Annotated in this window: 23 protein-coding genes; 14 read left to right on the forward strand and 9 right to left on the reverse strand. The window is 44.5% G+C overall.

Annotated elements, in window-relative coordinates:
• Nucleotides 1-18: 18 nt before the first annotated feature.
• The 3 genes from recF to dnaA form a co-directional block, all read right to left on the reverse strand.
• A complete protein-coding gene (gene recF / locus N5J47_RS15505) occupies nt 19-1113 on the reverse strand; it encodes a DNA replication/repair protein RecF (RefSeq protein ID WP_279960782.1) in 1095 nt (364 codons plus the stop codon).
• Between the two features lie 28 nt (nt 1114-1141).
• Complete coding sequence (dnaN, locus tag N5J47_RS15510; protein WP_279960783.1) at nt 1142-2290, reverse strand: DNA polymerase III subunit beta; 1149 nt, start codon at nt 2288-2290, stop codon at nt 1142-1144.
• An 89-nt stretch (nt 2291-2379) separates the two neighbouring features.
• Nucleotides 2380-3771 (reverse strand): chromosomal replication initiator protein DnaA, encoded by a 1392-nt coding sequence (gene dnaA / locus N5J47_RS15515; protein ID WP_279960784.1) that lies wholly within the window; start codon nt 3769-3771, stop codon nt 2380-2382.
• Between the two features lie 665 nt (nt 3772-4436).
• Here dnaA and rpmH point away from each other — a divergent pair.
• The 6 genes from rpmH to N5J47_RS15545 all read left to right on the forward strand — a co-directional run bounded on the left by rpmH (nt 4437) and on the right by N5J47_RS15545 (nt 9095).
• On the forward strand, nt 4437-4571 hold the full coding sequence (gene rpmH / locus N5J47_RS15520; RefSeq protein ID WP_000831329.1) for a 50S ribosomal protein L34: 135 nt from the start codon (nt 4437-4439) through the stop codon (nt 4569-4571).
• Between the two features lie 27 nt (nt 4572-4598).
• Complete coding sequence (gene rnpA, locus N5J47_RS15525; RefSeq protein ID WP_279960785.1) at nt 4599-4994, forward strand: ribonuclease P protein component; 396 nt, start codon at nt 4599-4601, stop codon at nt 4992-4994.
• 9 nt (nt 4995-5003) lie between these two features.
• Nucleotides 5004-5324 carry a membrane protein insertion efficiency factor YidD gene (gene yidD / locus N5J47_RS15530; protein ID WP_279960786.1) on the forward strand — a complete coding sequence of 107 codons (321 nt, stop codon included), beginning with the start codon at nt 5004-5006 and terminating at the stop codon, nt 5322-5324.
• Between the two features lie 5 nt (nt 5325-5329).
• The gene (gene yidC, locus N5J47_RS15535; protein WP_279960787.1) at nt 5330-7087 is read left to right on the forward strand and encodes a membrane protein insertase YidC; all 1758 of its coding nucleotides are present in this window, start codon (nt 5330-5332) and stop codon (nt 7085-7087) included.
• 114 nt (nt 7088-7201) lie between these two features.
• Nucleotides 7202-8557, forward strand: a complete 1356-nt coding sequence (mnmE, locus tag N5J47_RS15540; protein ID WP_279960788.1) for a tRNA uridine-5-carboxymethylaminomethyl(34) synthesis GTPase MnmE — start codon at nt 7202-7204, stop codon at nt 8555-8557.
• A 241-nt stretch (nt 8558-8798) separates the two neighbouring features.
• Complete coding sequence (locus N5J47_RS15545) at nt 8799-9095, forward strand: hypothetical protein (protein WP_279962415.1); 297 nt, start codon at nt 8799-8801, stop codon at nt 9093-9095.
• A gap of 135 nt (nt 9096-9230) precedes the next feature.
• Here the strand turns inward: N5J47_RS15545 and N5J47_RS15550 are convergent, their stop codons facing one another.
• Nucleotides 9231-10397, reverse strand: coding sequence for a PilT/PilU family type 4a pilus ATPase (locus N5J47_RS15550; protein ID WP_267982127.1), 1167 nt, complete (start codon nt 10395-10397; stop codon nt 9231-9233).
• 649 nt (nt 10398-11046) lie between these two features.
• Between N5J47_RS15550 and N5J47_RS15555 the strand changes: the two genes are divergently transcribed.
• The 7 genes from N5J47_RS15555 (at nt 11047) to N5J47_RS15585 (ending at nt 19587) form a co-directional block, all read left to right on the forward strand.
• Nucleotides 11047-12195 carry an HlyD family secretion protein gene (locus tag N5J47_RS15555; RefSeq protein WP_279960790.1) on the forward strand — a complete coding sequence of 383 codons (1149 nt, stop codon included), beginning with the start codon at nt 11047-11049 and terminating at the stop codon, nt 12193-12195.
• 18 nt (nt 12196-12213) lie between these two features.
• A complete protein-coding gene (locus tag N5J47_RS15560; protein WP_279960791.1) occupies nt 12214-13758 on the forward strand; it encodes a DHA2 family efflux MFS transporter permease subunit in 1545 nt (514 codons plus the stop codon).
• A gap of 95 nt (nt 13759-13853) precedes the next feature.
• On the forward strand, nt 13854-14660 hold the full coding sequence (locus tag N5J47_RS15565; RefSeq protein WP_279960820.1) for a hypothetical protein: 807 nt from the start codon (nt 13854-13856) through the stop codon (nt 14658-14660).
• A complete protein-coding gene (locus tag N5J47_RS15570) occupies nt 14657-16282 on the forward strand; it encodes a GH3 auxin-responsive promoter family protein (RefSeq protein ID WP_279960821.1) in 1626 nt (541 codons plus the stop codon). Before N5J47_RS15565 ends, N5J47_RS15570 begins: the two co-directional genes overlap by 4 nt.
• Nucleotides 16279-17562 (forward strand): TolC family protein, encoded by a 1284-nt coding sequence (locus N5J47_RS15575; RefSeq protein WP_279960792.1) that lies wholly within the window; start codon nt 16279-16281, stop codon nt 17560-17562. Before N5J47_RS15570 ends, N5J47_RS15575 begins: the two co-directional genes overlap by 4 nt.
• Before the next feature lie 38 nt (nt 17563-17600).
• Nucleotides 17601-18758 carry a hypothetical protein gene (locus N5J47_RS15580; protein WP_279960793.1) on the forward strand — a complete coding sequence of 386 codons (1158 nt, stop codon included), beginning with the start codon at nt 17601-17603 and terminating at the stop codon, nt 18756-18758.
• Nucleotides 18759-18888: 130 nt separating this feature from the next.
• A complete protein-coding gene (locus N5J47_RS15585) occupies nt 18889-19587 on the forward strand; it encodes a DsbC family protein (RefSeq protein ID WP_279960794.1) in 699 nt (232 codons plus the stop codon).
• 50 nt (nt 19588-19637) lie between these two features.
• Here the strand turns inward: N5J47_RS15585 and N5J47_RS15590 are convergent, their stop codons facing one another.
• The 3 genes from N5J47_RS15590 to guaD form a co-directional block, all read right to left on the reverse strand.
• Nucleotides 19638-19889 carry a GlsB/YeaQ/YmgE family stress response membrane protein gene (locus N5J47_RS15590; RefSeq protein ID WP_004675429.1) on the reverse strand — a complete coding sequence of 84 codons (252 nt, stop codon included), beginning with the start codon at nt 19887-19889 and terminating at the stop codon, nt 19638-19640.
• A gap of 200 nt (nt 19890-20089) precedes the next feature.
• On the reverse strand, nt 20090-20620 hold the full coding sequence (gene hpt / locus N5J47_RS15595) for a hypoxanthine phosphoribosyltransferase (RefSeq protein WP_279960795.1): 531 nt from the start codon (nt 20618-20620) through the stop codon (nt 20090-20092).
• A gap of 224 nt (nt 20621-20844) precedes the next feature.
• On the reverse strand, nt 20845-22161 hold the full coding sequence (gene guaD / locus N5J47_RS15600; RefSeq protein ID WP_279960796.1) for a guanine deaminase: 1317 nt from the start codon (nt 22159-22161) through the stop codon (nt 20845-20847).
• 181 nt (nt 22162-22342) lie between these two features.
• Between guaD and N5J47_RS15605 the strand changes: the two genes are divergently transcribed.
• The gene (locus N5J47_RS15605; protein WP_279960797.1) at nt 22343-22816 is read left to right on the forward strand and encodes a hypothetical protein; all 474 of its coding nucleotides are present in this window, start codon (nt 22343-22345) and stop codon (nt 22814-22816) included.
• Nucleotides 22817-22886: 70 nt separating this feature from the next.
• Here the strand turns inward: N5J47_RS15605 and N5J47_RS15610 are convergent, their stop codons facing one another.
• Both N5J47_RS15610 and N5J47_RS15615 read right to left on the reverse strand, forming a co-directional pair.
• Nucleotides 22887-24047 carry a glutathionylspermidine synthase family protein gene (locus N5J47_RS15610; RefSeq protein WP_279960798.1) on the reverse strand — a complete coding sequence of 387 codons (1161 nt, stop codon included), beginning with the start codon at nt 24045-24047 and terminating at the stop codon, nt 22887-22889.
• 21 nt (nt 24048-24068) lie between these two features.
• A complete protein-coding gene (locus N5J47_RS15615) occupies nt 24069-24458 on the reverse strand; it encodes a hypothetical protein (RefSeq protein WP_279960799.1) in 390 nt (129 codons plus the stop codon).
• Between the last annotated feature and the right edge of the window lie 21 nt (nt 24459-24479).

Genomic DNA, 24479 nt, shown 5'->3' on the forward strand with positions numbered 1-24479 from the left:
GAAGATGAGAAAATAAAATTATGGTGCAGCAAGACTGACTTGACCGTGAACAACATGGAATAATTGAAAAGGAATCGACAAATCATGTAAGTGTTTTAATACCGACGCATGGTCCAAGGTGGTCATAAAAACCTGACTTCCCAGCTGACTCAGTCGCTCAATTAAACGCTGTTGTGCGGCTACATCCAACTCTGCTGTCAGATCATCCAATAATACCACAGTTTCCTTGTTGCTCGCATGCAGCATTGCAATTTGTGACAGTTTTAATGCCATGATTAACAACTTTTTTTGCCCACGGGACAACACATCCGCAGCATCACTACGCAGGGCATCGCCACCCGCTTTTAAACGCAGGTCGGCGCGGTGTGGACCATACTCGGTATAGCGCCGTTCCAGATCTTTTTGATGTTGCTGCACCAAATCCTGTAGCAGTCCCTGCTCGGTATGAAAGCCTGGATTGTATTCCAGCACAATCTCCAGATCAGGCAACAACTGTTTTAAATCTTCCTGAAAAAAATGGTTCCATTGCTCCACAATACTGACCCGTTGTGAATGCAGAATTTCACCATAGTCACTCAGCATCTTGTTCCAGGGTTCCAAATCAGCCAAGGTCAAGTTACGTCGTGACTTGAGCAGGCTGTTCCGCTGCTTTAATGCACGTGAATAATATTGCCAGGCAAAATAGAACTCAGGTTCCACGTGGAACATCAACCAGTCCAGCAGTTGCCGCCTTGGTTTAGCCCCATGATCAATGATATCGGTACTTTGTGGGTCAATATGCTGCAAAGGCAGCAGTTTTGCCAACTGCCCCTGCGTGGCAATGGTATCACCATTGACCTTGATCAACTGCTCACCAGAAGCCAGCTTTTGCATGCCAATCCGTTCACTGGCGGATTGGGCAAAAACAAGCGCATCTTCTGCATTGTACTGAATGTAATGTTTCGGTATATGGGTACGGAATGATCGGCCTGTCGCCAATAAATGAATGGCTTCCAGAACTGAAGTCTTTCCAGAACCATTCGCCCCGTAAAAAATATTAAACGGTTGCAACTCGCTAAGTACAACCGCCTTTAAATTACGTACACGCTCAATGTTCAAACGCGTGATTTGCATGTTTTAAAACTCAAACCATCAATGGCAATTAAACCCGCATCGGCATTACCACATAGGTTTGGTCTGGATGGGCTGGGTCTTGCACCAGCACCGACTGATTGGCTTCGGTCATACTCATTTTTACATCATCACCATCCAGCACACTCAGGACATCCAGGATATATTGTGCATTAAATGACATTTCCAGCGGCGCATCCTGATATTGAATGACCAGATCTTCACTGGCCTCATCCTGCTCAGGGTTATTGGCACGCAACTGTAAGGTATCCTGACTGAAATTCAGGAAAACCCCACGCAACTTCTCATTACTCAGAATCGCCACGCGTTGTAGTGACTGTTTAAACACATCATGGGCAATCAGCACATGCTTATCACCACCCCGTGGAATCACACGGCGATAATCTGGGAACTTGCCATCAATCAGCTTGGTGGTAAAACGAACGGTAATATCGCCCTGCTCCTTATCACGGCTTGGTGTATTGATGGTGACGTTCAACAGTTCACGACCAATCAACAAGATTAGCTGCTCATCCTCAATGCTGAGTAAACGCTGTAATTCACCAACCGCCTTGCGTGGAACAATGGCTTGAATCGATGCGGATGCTGTCGATGAAGCCGACACTTCACACAATGCCAAACGATGTCCATCAGTTGTGACTGTACGCAATTGATTTTGATCAATTTCCAACAATGTACCCGTCAGATAGAAACGAACATCCTGAACCGCCATGGCGAAAGAGGTTTTTTCAAACAATCTTTTTAATTCACGCTGTGTGACCTGCACCTGTGTACCCTGACTATTTTCAGTCGTCAGTAATGGATAATCCTCGGCAGGAAGCGTACCCAGAACAAAGCGGCTATTGCCCGACTTTAAGATACAGCGCTGGTCTTCAGTAATTTGCAGGTCAATCAAGGCTGCCGCAGGGAGGGATTTACAAATTTCGACCAGTTTACGTGCTGGAACAGTGGTTTCGCCCGCCTGTAAACAGGCGCCCTCAGCCAGCGTAGTGCTTGCCACCAGTTCAACTTCCAGATCAGAACCTGTAATGGTTAAAGCCTGTTGAGTGGTTTGAATTTTGACATTGGAAAGAATATTCAAGGTGTGACGACGTTCAACCGCTCCCACCACATGCGATAAAACATTGAGTAAACTTTCTTTAGCGATTTTCAAACGCACGATTTATTCCTCTTACAACAGAAGCCGATATGAATGTTAGCAGTGTACTATGCTGCACTTAAAAGCAGTTTGCAACTCTGAAAAATGAATTAACTTTGTAAAAGACGCAGCAGGTTTTTATAGTCTTCATTAAAAATTGGGTCTTCCTCACGCAGGCTAGCCACTTTTTCACAGGCATGCATTACGGTACTGTGGTCACGTCCCCCAAATGCCATGCCAATCTCTGGAAAACTATCCCCTGTCAGTTCACGCGCCAGCCCCATTGCCAGCTGGCGTGGGCGTGCATAGATACGGGTACGTTTTGGCCCCACCAGTTCCTTGAGTGGAATACGGAAATATTCACTGACCACACGCTGAATGTTTTCCACACTGATGGTACGGGCACGAATTGCCAACACATCCTTCAAGGACTCACGCACCACATCCAGATCAATGGCTGTCCCCTTGAAACGGGAAATGGCCACCACCTTATTCAGTGCCCCCTCAAGCTCACGTACGTTGGCAACCACTTGTTGGGCAATAAACAGGGCACAGTTGCGGGGTAAATCGACAGCACTGTTTTCAGCTTTTTTCAACAAAATTTCGATACGGGTTTCAATATCAGGTGGTTCAACCCCAACCGACAATCCCCATGAAAAACGGGACACCAAACGCGGATCCAGTTCCGTGAGTTCTTTTGGGTAACGGTCTGACGTTAAAATAATTTGTTTAGATTCATCCAATAAAGCATTGAATGTATAGAAGAATTCAACAAGACTGGCTTCTTTTCCTGCGAGTAAATGAATATCATCCACCAACAACAAATCTAAAGAACGACAATTTTTCTTAAATTCTTCAACCTTACCTTTTTGTAGTGAACTGACAAAGTCCTGTACAAAACTTTCCGAGGTCATATACATCACACGGGCATTTGGCTTGGCTTGCAAAAGTGCATTACCCACTGCTTGCATCAAGTGGGTTTTCCCCAGGCCTGTTGGACCATATAAAAATAAAGGGTTGTGCTGAGACGCACCAAGCTGGGTCAAAACCTTGCGGCAGGTTTCCGCAGCCATCTGGTTGGAACGTCCTTCCACAAACAATGAAAAAGTGAATTGCGGGTTGAGCTGTCTTTTCTTTGATATTTTCGCAGTATTTTGACTTGGCTGGACCAAATCAGGTTCTTTCTTGATACGTGTTGGAGTGATCTGGGTATTTAAAGCGGCAGTCGTGGTTGCTGGCTGCTCACTGGAAGACAAAATGGTACCAGGACGGGAATCAACCAATATCTCAACCTGACGAACCCGCCCTTCAGACAACTGTTCCGCCAAAATTGAAATGAGTTCCAGATGATTGTCTTGAATATAGCGTGTCCAATAAGGGTTGGGTGCATATAAACGCATTACCCCATCCACTTCTTCAGCAACCAAGGGACGAATCCACATCGCAAAGACGTTATCAGAGAGCTCTTGTCGCAAGCGAGTTAAGCAGTCTGTCCAGAGCATGTGCATCCCCTATCTATCCATTTTAAATTCAAAAATAAAACCCGCTACCCTCATCTTTCAAAGGGGTCGCCATTCTAACCAAGTTATCCACATCTGTCAGGACAATTTATGGGACTTTCGCTGAAAAAGACAGCATTCGTTTATAAATTTAAATTCAAAACTGCATGTGTATAACTTTCTGCACAAACTGTGGATAGTTTTAATCTCAAAGTTATCCACAAACTATAAAAATGATAAAAACATGTTTATCCACAGCATAAAGTTATGTTTATCCATAAAAAAACATCACTTTCCACAGAATAAATCCACACTAATAAGAATAAATTTAAATTTTAAAATTTGAATTTACTTATAAGGTTTACCTGAATTGTGGATAACTGAGCATATCGAAATTTAAATTCAAAATCCAAGAATTAAATTTAAATTGGGAAGTAGGTTGTTGATAAGATTGTTTGTAAGCTGTGAATATAAACGAATACCGATATAATTTAAATAGATAGCTTGTGTATATTTTTTGTTTTCAATAAAAGCATGTAATTGCATGTAGGTTTATTGCTTCAAAACAGAACAAACAAAATGTAAAGTTTTCGATTTTTCATTGACAGCGTAAACATTGCACAATAAAATCGCGGACCTTTATAGAAAGATCATTTTGGAGTTTCGAAATGAAACGTACTTTCCAACCATCTGAATTAAAGCGTAAACGCGTTCATGGTTTCCGCGCTCGTATGGCTACTAAAGCAGGTCGTCAGGTTTTAGCTCGTCGTCGTGCAAAAGGTCGTCATAGCTTAACCGTTTAATACTGTTAAGCTGACCAGACTTGGGTGATGTCACTTTACAGTTTCGGCACTGAATCCCGTATTCGCTGTGCTGCAGATTATAAAAGTGTGTTTGATGGTGCGCTTTTTAAAGTGCATCAGCCCCATTTCCTTTTTTTAGCAAAATTAACCGAACAGCCAAAAAGCCGTTTGGGTATTGTTATTGCCAAAAAAAAGGTGCGTCGTGCTCATGAAAGAAATCGGGTAAAACGTCTTGCTCGGGAGAGCTTCCGTGTACATCAGGCACAATTTAATGCTGATATCGATATTGTGGTGATGCCAAAGGTGGGCATAGAGGCAATTACCAATCAAGAATTATATCAACAATTGGATTTTGCCTGGCAAAAATTACAACGCTTAGCCAAGAAGCATTCCAAAGTCGTTGTGACACCCCTCCAGAATTAGAGACCGCCAATGGTACGTTTACTGCATTGGTTGATCAGATGTTACCAAATTGCAATAAGTCCATTATTAGGTCCTCGTTGTCGCTATATTCCCACATGCTCACAGTATGCGATTGAAGCATTGCAGACACATGGTGCGGTCAAGGGCGTATGGCTGTCGACTCAGCGGATTTGCCGTTGTCATCCCTGGGGTAGTTCAGGCTATGATCCCGTACCGCGCAAATCACTTCGTTTTATTTCGTTTCATCAAATAGATTCTCAAAAGCATCACGTTGCTGTACCCTTTCGTGATCGTTTATTCAAGCAAAATCTCTCTAACCATTTGGGATAATAGATATGCAACAATGGGCCAGATTTGCAATTCTTGGAGCCATGTTTGTTACCGCATATTTGCTTATTTTGGCTTGGCAAAAAGACTATGGTCATGCTGCACCAGCACCGCAACAACCAGCGGCGGTGGTCAGTGCGCATGATGTGTCAGCAGATTTGCCAAATGCTCAAAATGCAACCGCGGCTTCAGACCTGCCACAAGCAAATGTGACTGCATCACAAACCACAGAACATAGTTCTGTGAGTCAGCAACTGATTTCAGTTCAAACAGATCTTTATCATCTTTGGATCAACCCAAAAGGTGGTGATATCGTTCGTGTTGAACTGTTAAGCCATGATGAAAGCAAGGACAGTGAAAAACCGTTCGTTATGCTGGAAAGTGACGCGAAACGTACTTATGTCGCTCAATCGGGTTTAATTGGTTTAAATGGACCAGATAGCAGCCGTAGCGGACGCCCAATGTATGATGTTGAAAAAACAGCGTATACCTTGGCTGATGCAAAAAGTGTCGTGTCCAAAGATGGCAAGACCCATCAGGTGTTGACGGTGCCATTGGTCTTTAAAACACCAGAAGGTGTGGAAGTGATCAAGTCGTTCACTTTCACACAGGGTGATTATCCAATTACGGTAAAACATCAGGTCATTAACCGTAGCCAGCAAAACTGGCAAGGCCAAATGTTTGGTCAGTTAAAGCGTGACAATTCTGATGATCCAGGTAAATCCTCTCAGGGTATCTTCACTTTGGGAACTTATCTTGGCGGTGCCTGGGGTACACCAAATGAGCATTACAACAAGTTAAAATTCAGTAATTTTAATGATGAAAAACTGAATATTGAGGCCAAGGGTGGCTGGGTTGCCATGGTTCAGCACTACTTTGTCAGTGCCTGGATTCCTGGAAACCTAAAACTGACCCAGGCCGATGGTCAGCCATACAACGCTAAGCTGGAGTCACGCCAGTCAGCTGATGGCATGAATATCATGGGCTTCACCTCTCCAGTGATCAATGTACCTGCGGGTACCTCAATGGAAGTGGATGCGAAACTGTATTCTGGTCCAAAAATTCAGTCTGAACTTAAGGATTTGGCGGATGGTTTAAACCAGACTGTTGATTATGGCTGGTTATGGCCAATTGCTAAATTATTGTTCTTGGGCTTACAGTTCTTCCATAACATCATCGGTAACTGGGGCTGGTCAATTATTTTGTTGACGATCTTGGTGAAATTGATTTTATGGCCACTTTCTTCAAAAAGTTATCGTTCGATGGCGAAAATGCGTGTGATTGCACCAGAAATGCAACGCATGAAAGAAGAATTTGGTGAAGACCGCATGCGTTTCTCTCAGGAAATGATGGCGCTCTACAAGCGTGAACAGGTTAACCCTCTGTCTGGTTGCTTGCCATTGCTATTGCAAATGCCAATTTTCCTGGCCCTGTACTGGGTATTGATGGAATCGGTTGAACTGCGTCATGCACCTTGGTTAGGCTGGATTCAAGACTTATCAGCAATGGATCCATGGTTTATCTTGCCGTTGATCATGGGTGTGACCATGTTCGTTCAGCAAATGTTGAACCCACAACCAACTGATCCGATGCAGGCAAAAGTATTCCGTATCATGCCAATCATGTTTACGGTATTCATGTTGTTCTTCCCTGCGGGCTTGGTACTTTACTGGATCGTCAACAACAGTATTACCATTTTGCAACAATGGTTTATTAATAAAGGTGTAGAAAAGGACCGTCTCAACAAGGTTGAGCCGAGCGCTTAAATTCGAACTTTTACTGAATAAATCCGCTTAAGATGGTAATCTTAGGCGGATTTTTATTTGTCTGTATTTCAGGTTTGAATCAAGCAAACCTTTCGTTTTTTAGGTGAATTCAACATGCAACATCAAACCACAATTGCTGCGATTGCTACCCCATTAGGTCGTGGTGGTGTGGGGGTGATTCGGCTCTCTGGGCCGAAAGCCTATGCGATTGCAGAGCAACTGACCCAGAAAAAGCTTCCTGTGGCACGCATGGCAGGTTTTCGTCAGTTTTGTGATGCCGATGGCTCGGTGATGGATGAAGGCATTGTATTATGCTTTCCGAACCCACATTCCTTTACGGGTGAAGATGTTGTGGAGTTGCAGGGACATGGCGGCCCAGTCATTCAGAATGCCCTGTTGGCACGTTTACTTGATTTGGGGGCGACAGCAGCAAAGGCAGGCGAGTTCTCCATGCGTGCCTTTGAAAATGGCAAAATGGATCTGGTGCAGGCGGAAGCGATTGCTGACTTGATTGATGCCACCTCACAGGCCGCAGCCCGTTCAGCAGTTCGTTCATTGCAAGGTGCTTTTTCAACCAAAATTAATACGGTTTTAGAAAAGCTGATTCACTTGCGTTTGCATGTTGAAGCTGCAATTGATTTTCCAGAAGAAGAAATTGATTTCCTTGCTGACGGTAAGATTTTGGCTTTGTTGGATGATGTGCAGGACTCGGTCAAGGCAGTGCAGCAATCCGCACGCCAGGGACAGCTATTACGTGAAGGTTTGCAGGTGGTCATCGCGGGTAAGCCTAATGCGGGAAAATCAAGTCTGTTAAACGCGCTGGCGGGCCACGAACGTGCCATTGTGACCGATATTGCGGGAACGACCCGCGATGTATTGCATGAAAAGATCAGTTTGAACGGTTTGCCAATTACCTTAACCGATACTGCAGGCTTGCGTGAAACGGGCGATATTGTGGAACAGGAAGGCATTCGTCGCGCGATTAAGGAGATTGAACAGGCAGATTTATTGCTGTTGGTGTATGACTTGAACCAAGGCGATGAACCGTTACAGCTGGCACATGAATATTTTGCTGATCATCTTGAACCAAAACGCTTGCTGTTGATTGGCAATAAATGTGATTTAACAGGTCAGCAGGCGGAAATGACAGATTATCAGGGTTTTCGTCACATCAGCGTTTCAGCCAAGCAAGATATGGGCGTTCAGGCGCTTATAGATGCGATTACAGCGCATGCGGGCTTCCAGCCTGAGGAAGATACCTTTATTGCCAGAACACGTCATTTAGACGCAATGAAGCGTACTCAGCACTATCTTGCAGAGGCACGTGAGCAGCTTGTGGTGTTTAACGCAGGTGAATTGGTCGCAGAATCATTGCGTCTGGCACAAAATGCCTTGGGAGAAATCACAGGTGACTTTAGTGCCGATGATCTTTTGGGTAAGATTTTTGGTTCATTCTGTATTGGAAAGTAATTTGAACCTATATTTTTATTCATTTAGCAATTAAAGCTGTTCTAGGCATTAAGCTATATCGACTTAATTGTTTTATATATTTTTTATTTAAACATATTTTAGTTGATATATAATTTATTCGATTTCATCACGGTAGAGTAACATTTTGTTAATCTATTAAAAGTTTAGAAGTTTATTATTAAAGAATATTATGTCATATCTACTAAATAGCTTTGCTTTTGTTGTGATTGGAGGAGTGTTGATGAATTCCTCATATGCGATCACAGAAGTATATAAATGTAGGGAAAAGGGCTCAATCATATATCAGTCAAAGCCTTGCCAGGGTACGGGGCAAACAGTGGCGGATAAATTACAACAGGAACAGCAGGCAAAAGAGAAGAGAATTGCTGAACTGCGTGAAAAAGAAGATAGATTACAGGAGCAGTTAAAACAGCAACCAAATAAAGACATGACTCTCATTAAAAAGATGAAGCACTTTAAAAATAAGATTTCTCGTTCGTGGGAAAATTTTAAAGATAGATTTACGGTTGATTCCTGAAAATATATGAATCTATATAAATAAGACCTATAATCACATGATGGGTATTAAATAACGATTATTATTTTTTATAATATAGCCAGAATTAACAATGAACAGCTTAGATAAATCATGCTTATCTAAGCTGTTTTATTTTTAAGGCTCTTGTTGTTCAGTTTCTTCTTTCACCATATTCAGGGGTGTCATGACAACTGAGGTTTCAGGGCGATTGCCTTTTAACTTAATCTGTAGACGCAATTCATTCACGGAATCGGCATTGCGCAATGCCTCATCGTAGCTGATATCTCCCTCATTGTATAAATCAAACAGCGCCTGATCGAATGTTTGCATACCCAGTTCGCGGGATTTGGTCATAATCTCTTTCAGGTTATGGAAGTGGCCTTTGAGTATATTTTCGGCAATCAAGGGGGTGTTGAGTAGAATTTCTACCGCTGCACGGCGGCCTTTACCATCCTGGGTGCGTACCAAACGCTGGGAAATAATAGCTTTCATGTTGGATGATAAATCCATCAGCAGTTGGTTGCGGCGTTCTTCAGGGAAGAAGTTGATAATACGGTCAAGGGCCTGATTGGCATTGTTGGCATGTAGCGTGCCTAGGCAGAGATGCCCTGTTTCGGCAAAGGCAATCGCATGCTCCATGGTTTCAGTATCACGGATTTCGCCAATCAGGATCACGTCAGGCGCTTGTCGTAAGGTATTTTTTAAGGCGTGATGCCATGTATGGCAATCAACCCCAACTTCACGGTGGGTCACCATCGATTTTTTATGCTTGTGCACATATTCCACTGGGTCTTCAACGGTAATGATATGCCCTGCCGAGTTTTCATTACGATGGTCAATCATTGCAGCCAAGGAGGTTGATTTTCCTGAGCCTGTACTTCCCACCACCAAGACCAGGCCACGCTTTTCCAGCATGACGTTCTTCAGTGATTCTGGAAGTTTCAGCTTTTGAAACGTTGGAATTTCGGAAGTGATGGTTCGAATCACCATTCCTGTCTGGAGTTGCTGCTTAAACACATTGACACGGAAGCGTGAAACGTTGGGAACATTGATGGCAAAATTACATTCCCATTCATTTTCAAATTCCTGCCGCTGCTTTTCATTCATTAGGCTATAGGCAAACAACCTGGTTTTTTCCGCTGTTAGGGCCTGTTGTCCCAAAGGACGCATGAGTCCCTGCAATTTAATGCTTGGGGGAAAGTCCGCCGTAATGAATAAATCCGAGCCTCCATACTCCACCACCTTGGTGAGCATGTGAAACATAAAGGTTTTGGCTTCTTCTAGTAGTTCCGCGTTGTACATTGCTATACCTAAACTGGATAAAATTAAAAATAATCAGGTGATCTGGGCTTGAATCTCATTGTGCAAAAAACATCTCCCTGTTTCTCTAAAATGAGCTTCCTTGAAAATAGGCTTTATCAAAACGAATTTTAAGCATCATTGTGAGTCTGGATATGACGCAATGATCGGTTGTGGCGGAATTATTCCAAAATTTAATGCGATGATCCACCTTATTCTGGTTTTATATTTATCTGTCAAAATGGTGTGATATTTATTGTCAATTTATTACCAAAATGGAGATGGAATAAGAAAGTTATTTGAGATTCAAATAAAACGTTTCACGTGGAACATAAAAAATTTCGGCCATATGAATTGATCAGGTATTTTTGATTATTTCCCTGAAACACAAAAAATTATAAGAAATTTTGCGGTTTGGTACTCTATAAAGTATCAATTTTTCTCCAGCAATTATCATTGTCTTGATTTCCTAAAATTGTCTTAATGATGATTGTTATACATCTGTTCCGTATTTATGGTGAATGAATCGCTTTCTATATATCACCTTTAAGGTCTGGCAAAGCAAGATTGCCCTCCCCATTCACTATATCTTTAATTTGAACTGAGCAATGTCTGGCAGAGAAATGCGTTGAAGGAATAAAGGATTTTTATCATGGATGAGCTTTCCCCAGTTGTGGTGGAGGAGCCAGATTTTCATCACCGAAAAAAAGTCGCATGGCTGGTTTTTGGGATTTTATTGATCGGTTTGCTGGTGAGTCTGGGCTATTACATGCTGGTGTATCGCTACTACCAGAGTACGGATAACGCCTATGTCAAGGCTGACCTGACCTGGATTGTGCCCCGTGTCTCAGGTGCCGTGACTGAATTACAGGTTAGGGACAATCAAACCGTGAAACAGGGTCAGTTGCTGGCGGTGCTGGACAATCGGGATTTGCAGGCCCGTTATGAGCAGTCACAGGCGATGGTTGCGGCTAAACAAGCCAGTTTTGCGGTACAGAACCAGAATGAAAAAGCGGCAGAGGCAGGTGTTTTTCAGGCCCAGTCTTCAGTTGATGCTGCTCAGGCCAGCATTACTCAGGCGCAGTCATCTGTGGAAACCAGCAAGGCTGAACTGGATCGGTTACAGGCTGAGCATGTCCGTTATCAGCAGTTATTGAATGATAGAGTAATTACCCAACAAAAATTTGAATCTATTCGTGCCCAGTATCTAAGTGCACAGGCCAATTATCAAAATACCCTAGCTGCGGTTCAGTCGGCAAAGGCGCAATATCAGCATGCAGTGGCTGTGGTTTACGCATCACAGGCACAGACTGAAAGTGTCAAGGCTGCCCGTATGCAGATGCAGGCCGACCTGAACAGTGCCAAAGCTTCAGCAAAATTTAACCAGATTGATGTGAGTTCTTCACAGGTGGTCGCCCCAGTTTCTGGAAAAGTCGGCAACATTGCAGTACGTCTCGGTTCGCGTGTCTCACCACAGACCCGTTTAATGGCAATTATTCCAGACCACAGCGTCTATGTGGAAGCCAACTTTAAGGAGACCCAGATTGAGAAAATGCGGATTGGGCAGCGGGTAGAATTGACGCTGGACGCTTATCCGAGCCTGACTTTTCAGGGTGAGATTGAAAGCTTTGCGCCTGCTTCGGGCGCCACCTTTTCCCTGATGCCGCCTGACAATGCCACAGGAAATTTCAACAAGGTGGTGCAGCGCATTCCTGTGCGCATTGCGATTCAGCCGCATCCTCAACTGGAGTTAGTCAAGCCAGGTTTATCGGTGGTGGCCCAAGTTGATCTACGTAGTTAATTAGCTAGATCAGGGATAATGGATATGGCTGCACAGGACTGGAAATTTTCTCCCAAAACCGCATGGGTTATTTTCACTGCCATGATTTTTGGCAATTTTATGGCGATTCTGGATATCCAGATTGTAGCCAGTTCGCTGAATGAAATTCAGGCAGGGATGAGTGCCAGTCGCTATGAAGTGACTTGGGTACAAACGACTTACCTAATTGCGGAAATTATTGCCATTCCCATGTCCAGTATTGTGGCACGGATTTTATCAACACGGGTTTATTACACCCTGTGTGCGGTCGGTTTTACCCTCAGTTCGCTATTGTGCGCACTGGCGTGGAATCTGGAAAGTTTACTGGTGTTTCGGGCCATTCAGGGCTTTACAGGTGGTGGCATGATTCCCACCTCCATGACCGCCTTATACCTGTTGTTTCCAGATCATAAACGGGCGATTCCATTAGTGCTGTTTGGCATGGTCAGTACGCTGGGCCCTGCGATTGGCCCGACCATTGGTGGCTATTTGACCACGCATTTTTCATGGCACTGGATGTTTCTGATCAATATCATTCCAGGCATCTTGATCGCCACCATTGTGTATAGCAATCAGGCGATTGACCAGCCGCAACATGGCATGATCAAGCAACTGGACTGGTTGAGTTTGATCGGTATGGCGATGTTTCTGGGTGGACTGGAATATTTTCTGGATGAGGGCGCTCGCCATGACTGGTTTGCCGATGTAGCAGTACGGACGGCATTTATTACCTGTATCACAGGTGCGATGATTTTCTTTTACCGTAGTTTTACCTCGCCGAATCCCCTGCTGGATTTGAGTGTCTTTAAAAATAAGAACTTTACCCTAAGTGCCATCATCACCTTTGTGATTGGCATGGCTTTGTATGGTCTGGGCTATATGATCCCTGTATTTCTGGGACAGGTTCGGGAAATGAACAGCAGCCAGATTGGTCATATCATGATGGTGACGGGCATTGTCATGTTCTGTTTTGCTCCACTTTTGGCTTGGCTGATTCCGAATTTTGATACCCGTAAAACGGTGTTTGTTGGCATGTTGTTGGCAGCTTTTGGAGTATGGCTGAATGCGCATTTAACCATTCACAGTGACTACGACTTTATGTTTTGGCCACAGATTTATCGTGGGATTGGTCTGATGATTTGCCTGATTGTGGTGTCACATCTGGCGATGGGCACCCTGCCTATGCATAAGATTGCCGATGCCAGCGGGATTTATAACGTGATGCGCAACATTGGTGGTGCGGTGGGTCTGGCGTTGATTAACTCATCACTGGACTGGCTGACCGCATGGCATGTCACTGAACTAAATAGTGTGCTTACGCCTGCCAATGCTGTGTTTATGGAGCGTCTGGATCAACTGACTGCGCAATATGCCGAACTGGGCGAACAGGCGCAACAACTGGCGATCAGCAGCATTTATCGGGATGTGCACTATCAGGCGTTGACCGCCAGTTTTAATGACCTGTTAAAGCTGTTGTCGCTGCTGATGTTGGGTGCAGCCTTGTTAACACTATGGATGGATCGCTCACGCAAAATGTCAATTTAGTGAATTGAAATTGAGAAAGTTTAAATCAGCCATAGTTGATTAGGCTGATTGAAAAGGTGAAATGTAAATTATTTTAGGGATGAAATGTCATGGTGATGAAGTTAGTTAAGGCGAAAATGAAAAAGCCACAGGTGAAGCAGGAACCTTTTGGAAAATATCTGGAACGTCGCAAAATTAGTATGCAGCAACTCCAAGAAATGTATGCAATTTATGCGCAATATTATGACAATACCAATTTTCCGCTATTTTTAGATGACTTTAGTAATAAGCATGGGGCGATCCTGATTTTTCATCCTAAGACTGAGCAAATCGTGGGTTTTTCTACCATGGCGATTCACCAATTTGAATTTGGGCATCAGCGTTATACCTTTCTGTTTAGTGGTGATACCGTAGTGAAACGTGAATTCTGGGGCAACCGTGCCTTGCAGGCGACCTTTGTTAAGCTAGTGATGCGTCTCCGCTTTCAGTATCCACGTGATGAGTTTTACTGGCTGCTGATTTCTAAAGGCTATAAAACCTATTTGCTCATGGCAAATAATTACTATGTGTATTATCCAAATGTTGAGGGTAAGCATCAGCAGCTTGCGCCTGTACTGGAATATTACTGCAAGAAGTTTTTCCCTAAATATTATAATGAAATGAGTCATTTGCTGAATTTTGGTGAGGACTACCAACCGCTTAAAGGTGAGGTGGCACCGATTACTGCCAAAATGCGTCTGGATAATCCGAAGATTGATTATTTTGCCAAAATGAATCCAACTTGGGAGCAAGGGACAGAGTTGCCTTGTATAGGCTATCTGGGCTGGGGTGACATCATGCGTTATCCGTTGCGCTTTTTCAGTAAGCCGATCAGCAAGGGAAAACTAGAGGCAAGGCTGTGCAATAAACAGGGTGGATGCTGATGGGGATTGAATGGTTGAGTTCAACCGCTCACTTGATGTTGCAATGGTTTTGTCGTGGCGCAGACCAGCGTTTTAAGCAACAGAACAATCAGCTTGAAGCGGTGCAGCGTCAACGGCTGGCACAGGTATTGGCACAGTCCAGTCTGGCAAAACAGCATAACGTTACTGATTATGAGGGATTTTGTCGGCAATTCCAGCCAACACGCTATGCTGACTGGAAAGCTCCCATTCAACAGTGGCGAACTCAGCAGCAGCCTTTATCTAGCAGTAAACTGATACGTTATCAGCCCACTAGTGGTTCCAGTGAACAGATCAAGTTTATTCCCTATACGCAGGCTTTTCTGGATGAGCTGGATCATGCGATTGCGCCGTGGCTGTCAAGTATGTATCGGCGCTGTCCACAACTGGCACAGGGTAAGCATTACTGGTCAGTGTCATGGCTGCCTGAAAGCCAGCGGGAAATCTTAAAGGATGACAACCTGAATGATGACAGTGCGTTATTGGGCATTGGTAAACGGATTTTAGCCAAGTTTACGCAGGCAGTACCGAGTGAAATTGCCTTTGCTGCGCATGCTGAGGATGCCATGTTTGCCACCCTATGTTATCTGGTGGCAGAGCGAGACTTGAGCATGATTTCAGTGTGGAGTCCAACCTTTGCCCTGCAATTACTCGATCAACTTCAACAGTATGCGGAAGAAATTGCGCAGGTGCTGGCACATGGACAATGGGGAGAGCGTCAGGCGTCATTACAGGCAGTGATGGCACCCTATGCGCCACAACGTGCTCAAGCCTTACAACAGTGGCAGCAGGCTGCTGCATCTGATATTGCCCTATTATGGGAAAAGCTCAGTTTCGTGTCCAGTTGGGATACCGCGGGTTCCAAAAAATGGGCGCAACATTTACAGGCAACCCTGCCCTTTGCCCAGTTTGAGGGGAAGGGGTTATGGGCGACTGAGGGGGTGGTGACCATTCCTTATGAGGGCATGTATCCGCTTGCCTATCACAGCCATTTTTATGAGTTTGAATATCTGGCAGGTGAAAAGGTCGGGCAGATTATTCCCTCATGGCAGTTGCAAATCGGGGATGTGGTCAGCCCGATTTTGAGCAGTGGCAATGGCTTGTTGCGTTACTGTCTGGATGATTGCCTGAAAGTGACCAGCCTTTTTGGGCAAGTGCCCTGTTTTGAATTTCAGGGACGACGTTTTGGGATCGATCTGGTCGGTGAAAAATTGTCACCTGAGATTGCGCAGCAAGTGATTGCCATGTTTGCTGAAAAACAGCTCCAGACTATTTCATTGTTGGCAATTGAAACCGAACAACCTGAAAAACCGTTTTACTGTGCCTTGATTGAGGGACAATTTAATCTAAATCAAATGGCGCAACTTGCTGCCCAGCTTGAGCTGTTATTAAGACAGAGCTTTCACTATGAACTGGCGCGGGATTTGGGACAGCTCGCCCCACCGCAATGCTGTGAGGCTGACAATGGCTGGGAAGCCTATAAGCAACTGGTGATGCGGGATGGCATGATTGAGGGCAATATCAAGCCAGAGCCATTAAAAAAAGTCAGTTTTGCCAGCCTACAGCGTTTTCAGGCTGCTAGAAATAGGGAGATCGTTGAATGACTAAGCTCAAGTTCAAGCTCCTCTTTTTAATCGGCAGTTTAAGCATTGCGCCTACAAGTTTTGCCCTGACACTGGATCAGGCGGTTGATGCAGCATTGGTGCATGAAAGCCAGTTAAGGCTGAGTCGGTTGAATGTTGCACAGAGTCAGGCGATGTTGCAACAGGCCAAACAGCAATATGGCCTTAACGTCAATCTGGTGGGACAATATGGGCATGAAAAGGTGGTGACACCGCAAGGCGTGTATGTACCGACCGAGGGTTCCAGAAATTTTCATGGTGCGGAGCTGCAATTTGACTATCCGCTATACACCTTTGGGCGTTACCCTACAGGTGTCAATGCTGCCAAAATGCAACTGGCTGCTCGTGAACAGGCTGTGTCTGGTCAAAGTTCTGACACGATACTGCAAACGGTAAAAGTCTATTGTAATGTGTTAAAACAGCAGGCCTTGCTGGACCTGAAAATTCAGATGCGCGCCAACCTGAAACAATCTCTTTATGAAGCGGAACGACGTTTTAAGGTCGGCATGATTACCCGAGCTGATTTGGCGCAGGTACAGGCACAATATGCACAAGGCATTGCCGATGTGGTCAGCGTACAGTCCAACCTTAAAATAGCGCAGACCCAGTTTAATCTAGTGACGGGTCAAGTGGCACAGGACTTAAAACAAATTGCCAACTTACCCACCATTCCAGCCAATGTTGAAACCGCTTTGAGGCAATTAGAACAACATCCCCTATTACGACAGGCGCAGTATGAACAACAGGCCGCACAGCAACAGTATCGACTCAGCAAATTAGAACTTAAACCGATGTTGATGCTGAATAGTCGGGCGGGTGTGCAGGATCAGCTCGAAACCCTAAACAGCAAAAGTGAAAATTACTCGGTCAGTGCGCAACTGAAAATTCCACTGTTTGATGATGGGTTAAATCGCGCCAATCGCTTAAAAGCGTTAACTGATGTTGATCTGGCAAAGCAAAAGGCACAAACCCTTAAACAAAATTTGCAGCAGGACATTCAGACCAGCTATGCCCAGCTTGAAGCCATCCGACAAAATAGGCTGGCGATTCAGGAAGCAGTTCAGTCTGCCACAGTGGCCTTGCAATACATCAAAAAAGAACAGGAAGTTGGTACCAAGACCACCTTTGATGAACTCACCGCAGAACAAACCCTATTCGATATGCAGACCCAGCAAGTCCTGAATGATCAGGATGAGGTGGTGTTGGTTTATCAATTGCTGGATCAGATGGGAGGGCTGAACGCTGTAAATAACAGCAAATGATTTGCTGATAGCCGCCTATGTTTAAAGGAGTAAACAGGATGCAAACGACCGAGAAAAAGGCACCCTATCTGGTGGTCAGGGAAGCCACGCCAGAAGATGATCAGGCATTACGCCAATTGGTGGCAGTACCGATGACCACACGGGGTGTCATGCTGAGCTTTCAGCGTGAGCCCAGTTATTTTCAGGCGGCCAAGGTCATTTATGAGGTCAATGACCATGCGGTGATTGAGGATAAAACCACCAAAAAACTATTGGCATGCTATGGCAATGGCTATCGCCACTGCTATGTCAATGGGCATGTTTTTCCAATGCGTTATGCCTGTGATTTAAGGGTCGATCTGCAATTTCGTGGTCAATCCTTACTTAAATTACTCGGTAAAAAAATGCAGGAGACCATGCATCATCCTAATTTTAATCAAATCATTATTTTTAATGACAATTATGCCGCACGGGCCGCCTTGCAGACAGGCAAGTCTGGATTACCAAATTATTATGATGAAAGGCTGGTGGAAACGCTGACCCTGACAGGATTTAAAACAGCCCAGTATCCAGAGATTATGCAGACACAGACAGAGGGTCAGCTTGATTTTTCCAGGATGAAACGAGTCACCGCACAGCCACAGTATATTGAGCAAATGAATGAGTTTGTGCAAAAAATGGCGCAGTTCTATAACTTTATCCCTGCCTATGATTTTTATGGTTTATTACTAAAAAATGAATATTTTCAGGGCTTAAGTTTACATGACTTTCAGCTTTACCTACTGGATGGTGAAATCGTTGGTATGTTTGGTTTATGGAGCCAGTCGGCATTCAAGCAAAGCAAGATTCTGCATTATCACTGGTCAATTGGTCTGATTAGACCCTTGTATAACCTGTTGGCGAGATGGGCTGGACTCATGACCCTGCCTAAAATTGGTGAATCATTTAAATATCATGCCCTGCATTCACTATTATGCAATCCCAATGATCTCCTCCTGCACGACCATATGTTGCGGGATGCGTTAAAACTATCCAGACAACAAGGTGTTGGCTGCATTTCATTTACCCTGTCGCATCAGGACCCACGTCAGAAACTGAATCAGTTTTATAAGGGTGAACTGCTTACTGGCATGCATGGTTTTTTAAGCTATCAACAGGACCCGCGGGCGCTATTTGACCATAAACGGATTCCCTATTTTGAGGTGGGACGGATTTAAGCGGATGAAACGTTCCACGTGAAACCTTGATGTTCCTGTTTGGTTTTTGGTTGCTGCTCGGTAAGTTTGGCTGTTTGTGCAATGGAGCTGGATTACAATAACCAGCGTAACAGTGCCTGAGTGAATATCCATGTTAAAAAAAATTGCCATGTTTTCATTATTGAGCTGTGTTTCAGCCATTAGCTTAGCCAATGTGGAGACATTAAAAAGCAATTTAAGCAGGCATTATCCCAATATTCAGGTCAGCAACATTCAGGCCACGGAAATGCCAGGTCTATACAGCGCCAGTCTGGATAACCAGATTATTTATCTGGATGAAAATGCGCAATATATGCTGGTTGGATCAATGGTGCGTTTAAAAGACCAGAAGAACCTGACCAAGGATTTGCTACTTCAGCAGAATTCAATTGACTGGAAGCAGCTTCCATTCAAGGACGCGATCAAAACCGTTAAGGGGACAGGAAAACGTCAGCTTGTCGTGTTTTCAGACCCGAATTGTCCTTACTGTAAAAAACTGGAGGCGGAGCTGGACAAGTTGAATGATGTAACCATTTACACCTTTATCTATCCATTAAAATCCCAATCTATTGCAGTGTCTAAGCAAGTTTGGTGTGACCCGAATCAGGCCTATGCATGGAAAAACCTGCTGCAAAAAAATGTTCAGCCTAAAGAAAAAACCTGTGCCAACCCGATTGAGCGTAATCTGGTGTTGGGACGTAAACTGGGTGTTGAGGGAACCCCTACCCTGATTTTTGAGACGGGTTTTAAAATGACGGGGGGACGTAGTGCAGAGGAAATTCAGCTGATCTGGAAAGAACTGGGGCTATAAATAAACAGCTCCCAATCCATTACAACATGAATTGGGAGTATTCAATGGGCTTAGCTTTTTTTGCTGACCAGATTGTAGATAAATAAAATAATCACCGCACCAATAACGGAGGCAATAAATCCCGCCACTGAATTTTCGCCGTATAAGCCCAGCAAGCGGCCACCGTAGGTTGCCAACAACGAACCTGCGATACCCAGTAGGGTGGTCACGATAAAGCCCGCCTTATCATCTCCTGGGTGTAACGCACGGGCAATCAGACCCGCAAAGAAACCCACTACAATTGCCACAATTAGAGACCACATTGTCTTTTCTCCTTGTTTTAACAACGGTATTTATAATTATCCTGCTTGATTAGAGCAGCTTTTGTCTGTAGTGGATTGCCCACTTATGTCGTATTTTTGTGCAGTCTTTGGCAGGGTTTGATTAATGGGGTGATATAAAAAAAGGAGCTTTTCAGCCCCTGAGTAGAGCACGGCCTTTGGCCGCGCAAAGGAATATGGATTTAAAGACCAATTTCACCAATAAATGGCAAGTGACGGTATTTCTGGTCAAAGTCGAGGCCATAACCCACAATAAAACGGTCCTCAACCTCAAAGCCTAAAAACTTCACTTCCAGGTCAATCTCACGGCGTGATGGCTTGCTTACCAGCGTACACAGTTCAATTGAGTTTGGATTACGGGTTTGTAGAATTTCCATCACTTTACTTAGCGTGTGTCCAGAATCAATAATATCTTCCACGACCAACACATCTTTACCGCGAATTTCACCATCAAGGTCTTTTAAAATTTTAACATCTCTTGAAGAGATCGTTGTTCCGTTGACATAGCTTGAAACGGTCATAAAATCGAGTTCATGCGGCTTTTCAATGGCACGGCACAAATCTGCCATAAAAATGACTGAACCACGCAGTAAACCAATCAATACCAGTTCCTTGTCACTTTGAGCATAGTGTGCATTGATTTTTTCACCGAGTTGTTTCACTTTGGCTTGAATCTCTTCACTGGAAATCATGATGCTCATGGCAGGGTTCATTGGCAGATTCCTAAAACGTAAAAAATGGGAAATAAAAAAGGTGTTGACCTGCAACACCTCGAAATCTTGAGCGAATATGCGAATTTTAAAACAAAATCACCGTTCATGCACCTTTTGATGGTGCAGAAAATGTATCATTTTTCGGCTGATGACTGTCTTGTTTTAAGAGTACCGCAGTTGCAACCGCCACGAATATCCACCCAATTTTTCGTTTATTCAAAACTTTAGCTTTGGCTGTAGGCTTTTTGTCCATAGATATAGGTTGCCTCAATATTTCGGTCATCACCCATCGTAAACAAGGCGAATAGGCTATCCTCGATTGACTTTGAGCGTGACTGGCGCAGTTGCTGCAATGCGGTTGGCTTGAGATTCAACACCACAAAATCAGCTTCCTTGCCCACATTAAAGTTACCGAGTTTGTCATCCAAGTCGAGGGCTTTTGCACCGCCCAGTGTCGCATGGTACAGCGATTCAAACGCAGACAATTTATCACCCTGCAACTGTTGCACCTTGTAGGCCTCATTGACGGTCTGCAACAAGCTAAACGAGGTCCCTGCCCCAATGTCGGTACCGAGACCGACCTTAACCTGCTGCTGCCATGTTTTTTTCAATGGAAACAAGCCACTGCCCAAAAACAGGTTTGAGGTTGGACAAAAGGCAATTGCAGAGTCGGTATCGTGCATACATTGCCATTCTTGATCTTCCAGATGCACGCAATGTGCAAACACCGAACGGTTTCCTGTTAAACCATAATGGTGATAAACATCCAGATAGCCGTTTTGCTCAGGAAATATATCCTTGACCCATGCAATCTCATCTTTATTTTCACTTAAATGGGTATGCACATACACATCAGGAAATTCGGCTTTTAACTGCCCTGCCCGCTCTAATTGTTCAGGCGTTGAGGTCGGCGCAAAACGTGGGGTAATGGCGTATAAGGCACGACCCTGACCATGCCATTTTTCAATCAGTGCCTTGGAATCGTCATAGGCGCTCTCGGCAGTGTCACACAGTGCTTCTGGTGCATGACGGTCCATCATCACCTTGCCCGCAATTAAACGCATCTGCTGCTGTGCTGCTGCTTCAAACAAGGCATCCACCGATTCAGGATGCACGGTACAGAACACCAGTGCAGTTGTTGTACCATTTTTAAGCAGTTCCTGTACAAAGAACTTTGCAACCCCTTGCGCATAGGCTTTGTCCTTGAACTGGATTTCAGTTGGAAAGGTGTAGGTGTTCAGCCAGCTTAACAACTGTTCACCATAGGCCCCGACCATTTCAGTTTGTGGGAAGTGGATATGGGTGTCGATCATGCCTGGAATGATCAATTGCTCTGGATAGTGCTCAATTTCAACGTTTGCAGGTAAATGCGCTTGGGCATCATCCCAGCTGCCAAACCAGCGAATTTTACCCTGTTCAGCGATTAGCACGCCGTCTTCAATATAACGAACCTGATCAATAATATCTTGTGCCTGGGAAACGGTTTTTTGGATATCCAAGAAGCGACCACGAACGACCGTGATGGGAGTAGTCAAAGTCATAACAACCTACAATGTTTTTCGCTGATTGTACCCGATTTTATTCAGCTTACTGGATTATTCGCCTAATTTAGGCCATTAAAACGTATATAAATGTGAGTAATGGATTGAATCAATTCACTTTACTTTTGAGTGGAAATGGGTAAATTGTCAGCAATAATTATACCCTTTGAGAAAAATACATATGTATTACTGGAATACCAAGGCTTTGGCGCATGAGCTGGCTGAAGATACCTTGAGCAGGCAACACTATAAAAACTATTATCTTGCGGCGGCGTTGGTTGTCAGTGTGGTGTACTACTACGGTATGTATTCCCCTTATTATGATATGCGTGTGATTGGGGCTGAAGCTGCATTGACACTGGTGATTATGGTGATCGGCATTCAGCGTACCTATCAGGCTAATGGTGGCGATGAGGGGATGAACTTCCTGAATCGGATTACTGCCCTATCATTTCCCATCTTGATGCAGAACACAGTGTTTGGGGTTGTCTTTGGACTGGTGTTACTGGGAATTTACCAATATTTTGGCCTGGCACAGACCGCATTTGAGATGTGGTATGAATGGTGTGTCTCTGCCTTTACGATTTTCCTGCAAATTTTATTCTTTACACGTTTGGTGTCGTATATGAAACGGGTGGCGGCGCATACGATCTAAGATGAGATCATCTACCTTATATATTGGTATTGCAAACCAATATATAAGGCGAGAATTTAAACTTCGTTTATTACTCCACAAAATAATGCGCGGCAAAATGGGCATCATTGCCAATAATGTCGTAGCAGTCCTCACGAATCGACATGCCTGCACACTGATGTCCAACCATCCATAAACCGAGGGTGGGCAACTGACCAGCAAATAATGGCGTATCCACCCATTTCTGTACTACATAGCCGTATTTGTCATAGTCATCAAAGTAGAAACTGCCAGATGCGGCACCGTGGTCCTGACCATCCTGCAACACGCGAATATTGGCTCCCTCCCTTGCCAAAATCGGCTTTTTCACCCATTTGCCAGCAAGGTGTTGCTGAGGGTCAAAGGCATAGGTTTCAAGCAAAAGCGGATGATGCGGATAGCGTTTCCACAGTTCGACCAGAATGGCCTTGTTGGAAAGCAGCATTTTCCAGCAGGGTTCAATCCAGTTGCTTTGTGCTGTCAGGTATTTTGAAAATGACTCTTCCCAGATCCATTCCCATGGGTAAAGCTTAAACAGGTTGTGAATGGGACGATTGTTTAGATCAACAAAACCCTGCCCATCCCAGCCGATATTTTCCATCGACAGTTCAGAGACCTGTAGTTGGGCCTGATAAGCGGTATCCATCAGGTATTCCAGATTGCCCCAATCTTCCCGCCCTGCTTCCTGACAGGCGGCGAAATGCACATGGCTACCTCTTGGCAGAATGGTTCGCCAACGCTTGATCAATTCCTCATGGATGCTGTTGAACTGATCACGGTTGGGAATACCTGAAACCTGTTCAATCCACAGCCATTGCGCCACAGAGGCTTCCAGCAGGCCTGTCGGGGTATCCGCATTGTATTCCAACATTTTGATGTTGCGTCCATCATAGGCAAAGTCAAAACGCCCATACAGCATCGGTGCATTGCGTTGCCATGACTGTTCAATGTGAGCAATCGCGTCCTGTGGAATCTGGAAATAATCAGGATAGTTACCGCGCTGAATCAAGTCGCCAGCAACAGATAAACACATTTGATGCAGTTCATTGGCCGCATCTTCAAGCTGTTCAATCTGCCTGAGAGTAAATTCGTAGGCAATGCCCTCTGACCAATAAATTGAGCCATCCAGTGAGGGTAAATTAAAGTAGTCAAAACCAATCTTCTGGTGCTCAAGCTGCCAGTCGGTACGCGGTGCGAGGATTTTTCTTTTCATACAAAATTTCAGTTTTCCTGATCAGCCACCAAATGAAGAACCGCCGCGGCCAAAACCACCACGAACAGGTGAGGAGGCGGAGTAACTTTTTGCCGTGGTCGAAATCATGGGCTGTCCAACACTGAGGTTGCTGCGCGGACGTAGGGTATTGCCGCGAAAGGACACTTCCCGATTGCCCTGATAATACTGTGGGCCGAGGTAACGTCCAGAACCAAAACCGCCATAGTAACGCACACCAGCACTTGAGCCACCGCTACCCGAACTATTTTCCTCTTCACAGGTTTCAGTGTTCCAGTCGCTTGCACAGTCATATTGGTTGTTGTAGACATCCTGCACCAATGGGCCATCATTATGGCTACACGCAGTAAGTAACAATGGCACCACCACAAGATTAATTTTTTTAGAACGCATGAGACCCCACTCATTTTAATT

The organism is Acinetobacter sp. GD03645 (assembly GCF_029845285.1).
Taxonomy (GTDB): domain Bacteria; phylum Pseudomonadota; class Gammaproteobacteria; order Pseudomonadales; family Moraxellaceae; genus Acinetobacter; species Acinetobacter corruptisaponis.

Bases quoted from the DNA above. Each gene is read 5' to 3' on its own strand.
- recF (WP_279960782.1), bottom strand. From the start codon at position 1,113: ATGCAAATCACGCGTTTGAACATTGAGCGTGTACGTAATTTAAAGGCG.
- dnaA (WP_279960784.1), bottom strand. From the start codon at position 3,771: ATGCTCTGGACAGACTGCTTAACTCGCTTGCGACAAGAGCTCTCTGAT.
- rpmH (WP_000831329.1), top strand. From the start codon at position 4,437: ATGAAACGTACTTTCCAACCATCTGAATTAAAGCGTAAACGCGTTCAT.
- rnpA (WP_279960785.1), top strand. From the start codon at position 4,599: ATGTCACTTTACAGTTTCGGCACTGAATCCCGTATTCGCTGTGCTGCA.
- yidD (WP_279960786.1), top strand. From the start codon at position 5,004: ATGGTACGTTTACTGCATTGGTTGATCAGATGTTACCAAATTGCAATA.
- yidC (WP_279960787.1), top strand. From the start codon at position 5,330: ATGCAACAATGGGCCAGATTTGCAATTCTTGGAGCCATGTTTGTTACC.
- mnmE (WP_279960788.1), top strand. From the start codon at position 7,202: ATGCAACATCAAACCACAATTGCTGCGATTGCTACCCCATTAGGTCGT.
- N5J47_RS15545 (WP_279962415.1), top strand. From the start codon at position 8,799: ATGAATTCCTCATATGCGATCACAGAAGTATATAAATGTAGGGAAAAG.
- N5J47_RS15550 (WP_267982127.1), bottom strand. From the start codon at position 10,397: ATGTACAACGCGGAACTACTAGAAGAAGCCAAAACCTTTATGTTTCAC.
- N5J47_RS15555 (WP_279960790.1), top strand. From the start codon at position 11,047: ATGGATGAGCTTTCCCCAGTTGTGGTGGAGGAGCCAGATTTTCATCAC.
- N5J47_RS15560 (WP_279960791.1), top strand. From the start codon at position 12,214: ATGGATATGGCTGCACAGGACTGGAAATTTTCTCCCAAAACCGCATGG.
- N5J47_RS15565 (WP_279960820.1), top strand. From the start codon at position 13,854: ATGAAGTTAGTTAAGGCGAAAATGAAAAAGCCACAGGTGAAGCAGGAA.
- N5J47_RS15575 (WP_279960792.1), top strand. From the start codon at position 16,279: ATGACTAAGCTCAAGTTCAAGCTCCTCTTTTTAATCGGCAGTTTAAGC.
- N5J47_RS15580 (WP_279960793.1), top strand. From the start codon at position 17,601: ATGCAAACGACCGAGAAAAAGGCACCCTATCTGGTGGTCAGGGAAGCC.
- N5J47_RS15585 (WP_279960794.1), top strand. From the start codon at position 18,889: ATGTTAAAAAAAATTGCCATGTTTTCATTATTGAGCTGTGTTTCAGCC.
- N5J47_RS15590 (WP_004675429.1), bottom strand. From the start codon at position 19,889: ATGTGGTCTCTAATTGTGGCAATTGTAGTGGGTTTCTTTGCGGGTCTG.
- hpt (WP_279960795.1), bottom strand. From the start codon at position 20,620: ATGAACCCTGCCATGAGCATCATGATTTCCAGTGAAGAGATTCAAGCC.
- guaD (WP_279960796.1), bottom strand. From the start codon at position 22,161: ATGACTTTGACTACTCCCATCACGGTCGTTCGTGGTCGCTTCTTGGAT.
- N5J47_RS15605 (WP_279960797.1), top strand. From the start codon at position 22,343: ATGTATTACTGGAATACCAAGGCTTTGGCGCATGAGCTGGCTGAAGAT.
- N5J47_RS15610 (WP_279960798.1), bottom strand. From the start codon at position 24,047: ATGAAAAGAAAAATCCTCGCACCGCGTACCGACTGGCAGCTTGAGCAC.
- N5J47_RS15615 (WP_279960799.1), bottom strand. From the start codon at position 24,458: ATGCGTTCTAAAAAAATTAATCTTGTGGTGGTGCCATTGTTACTTACT.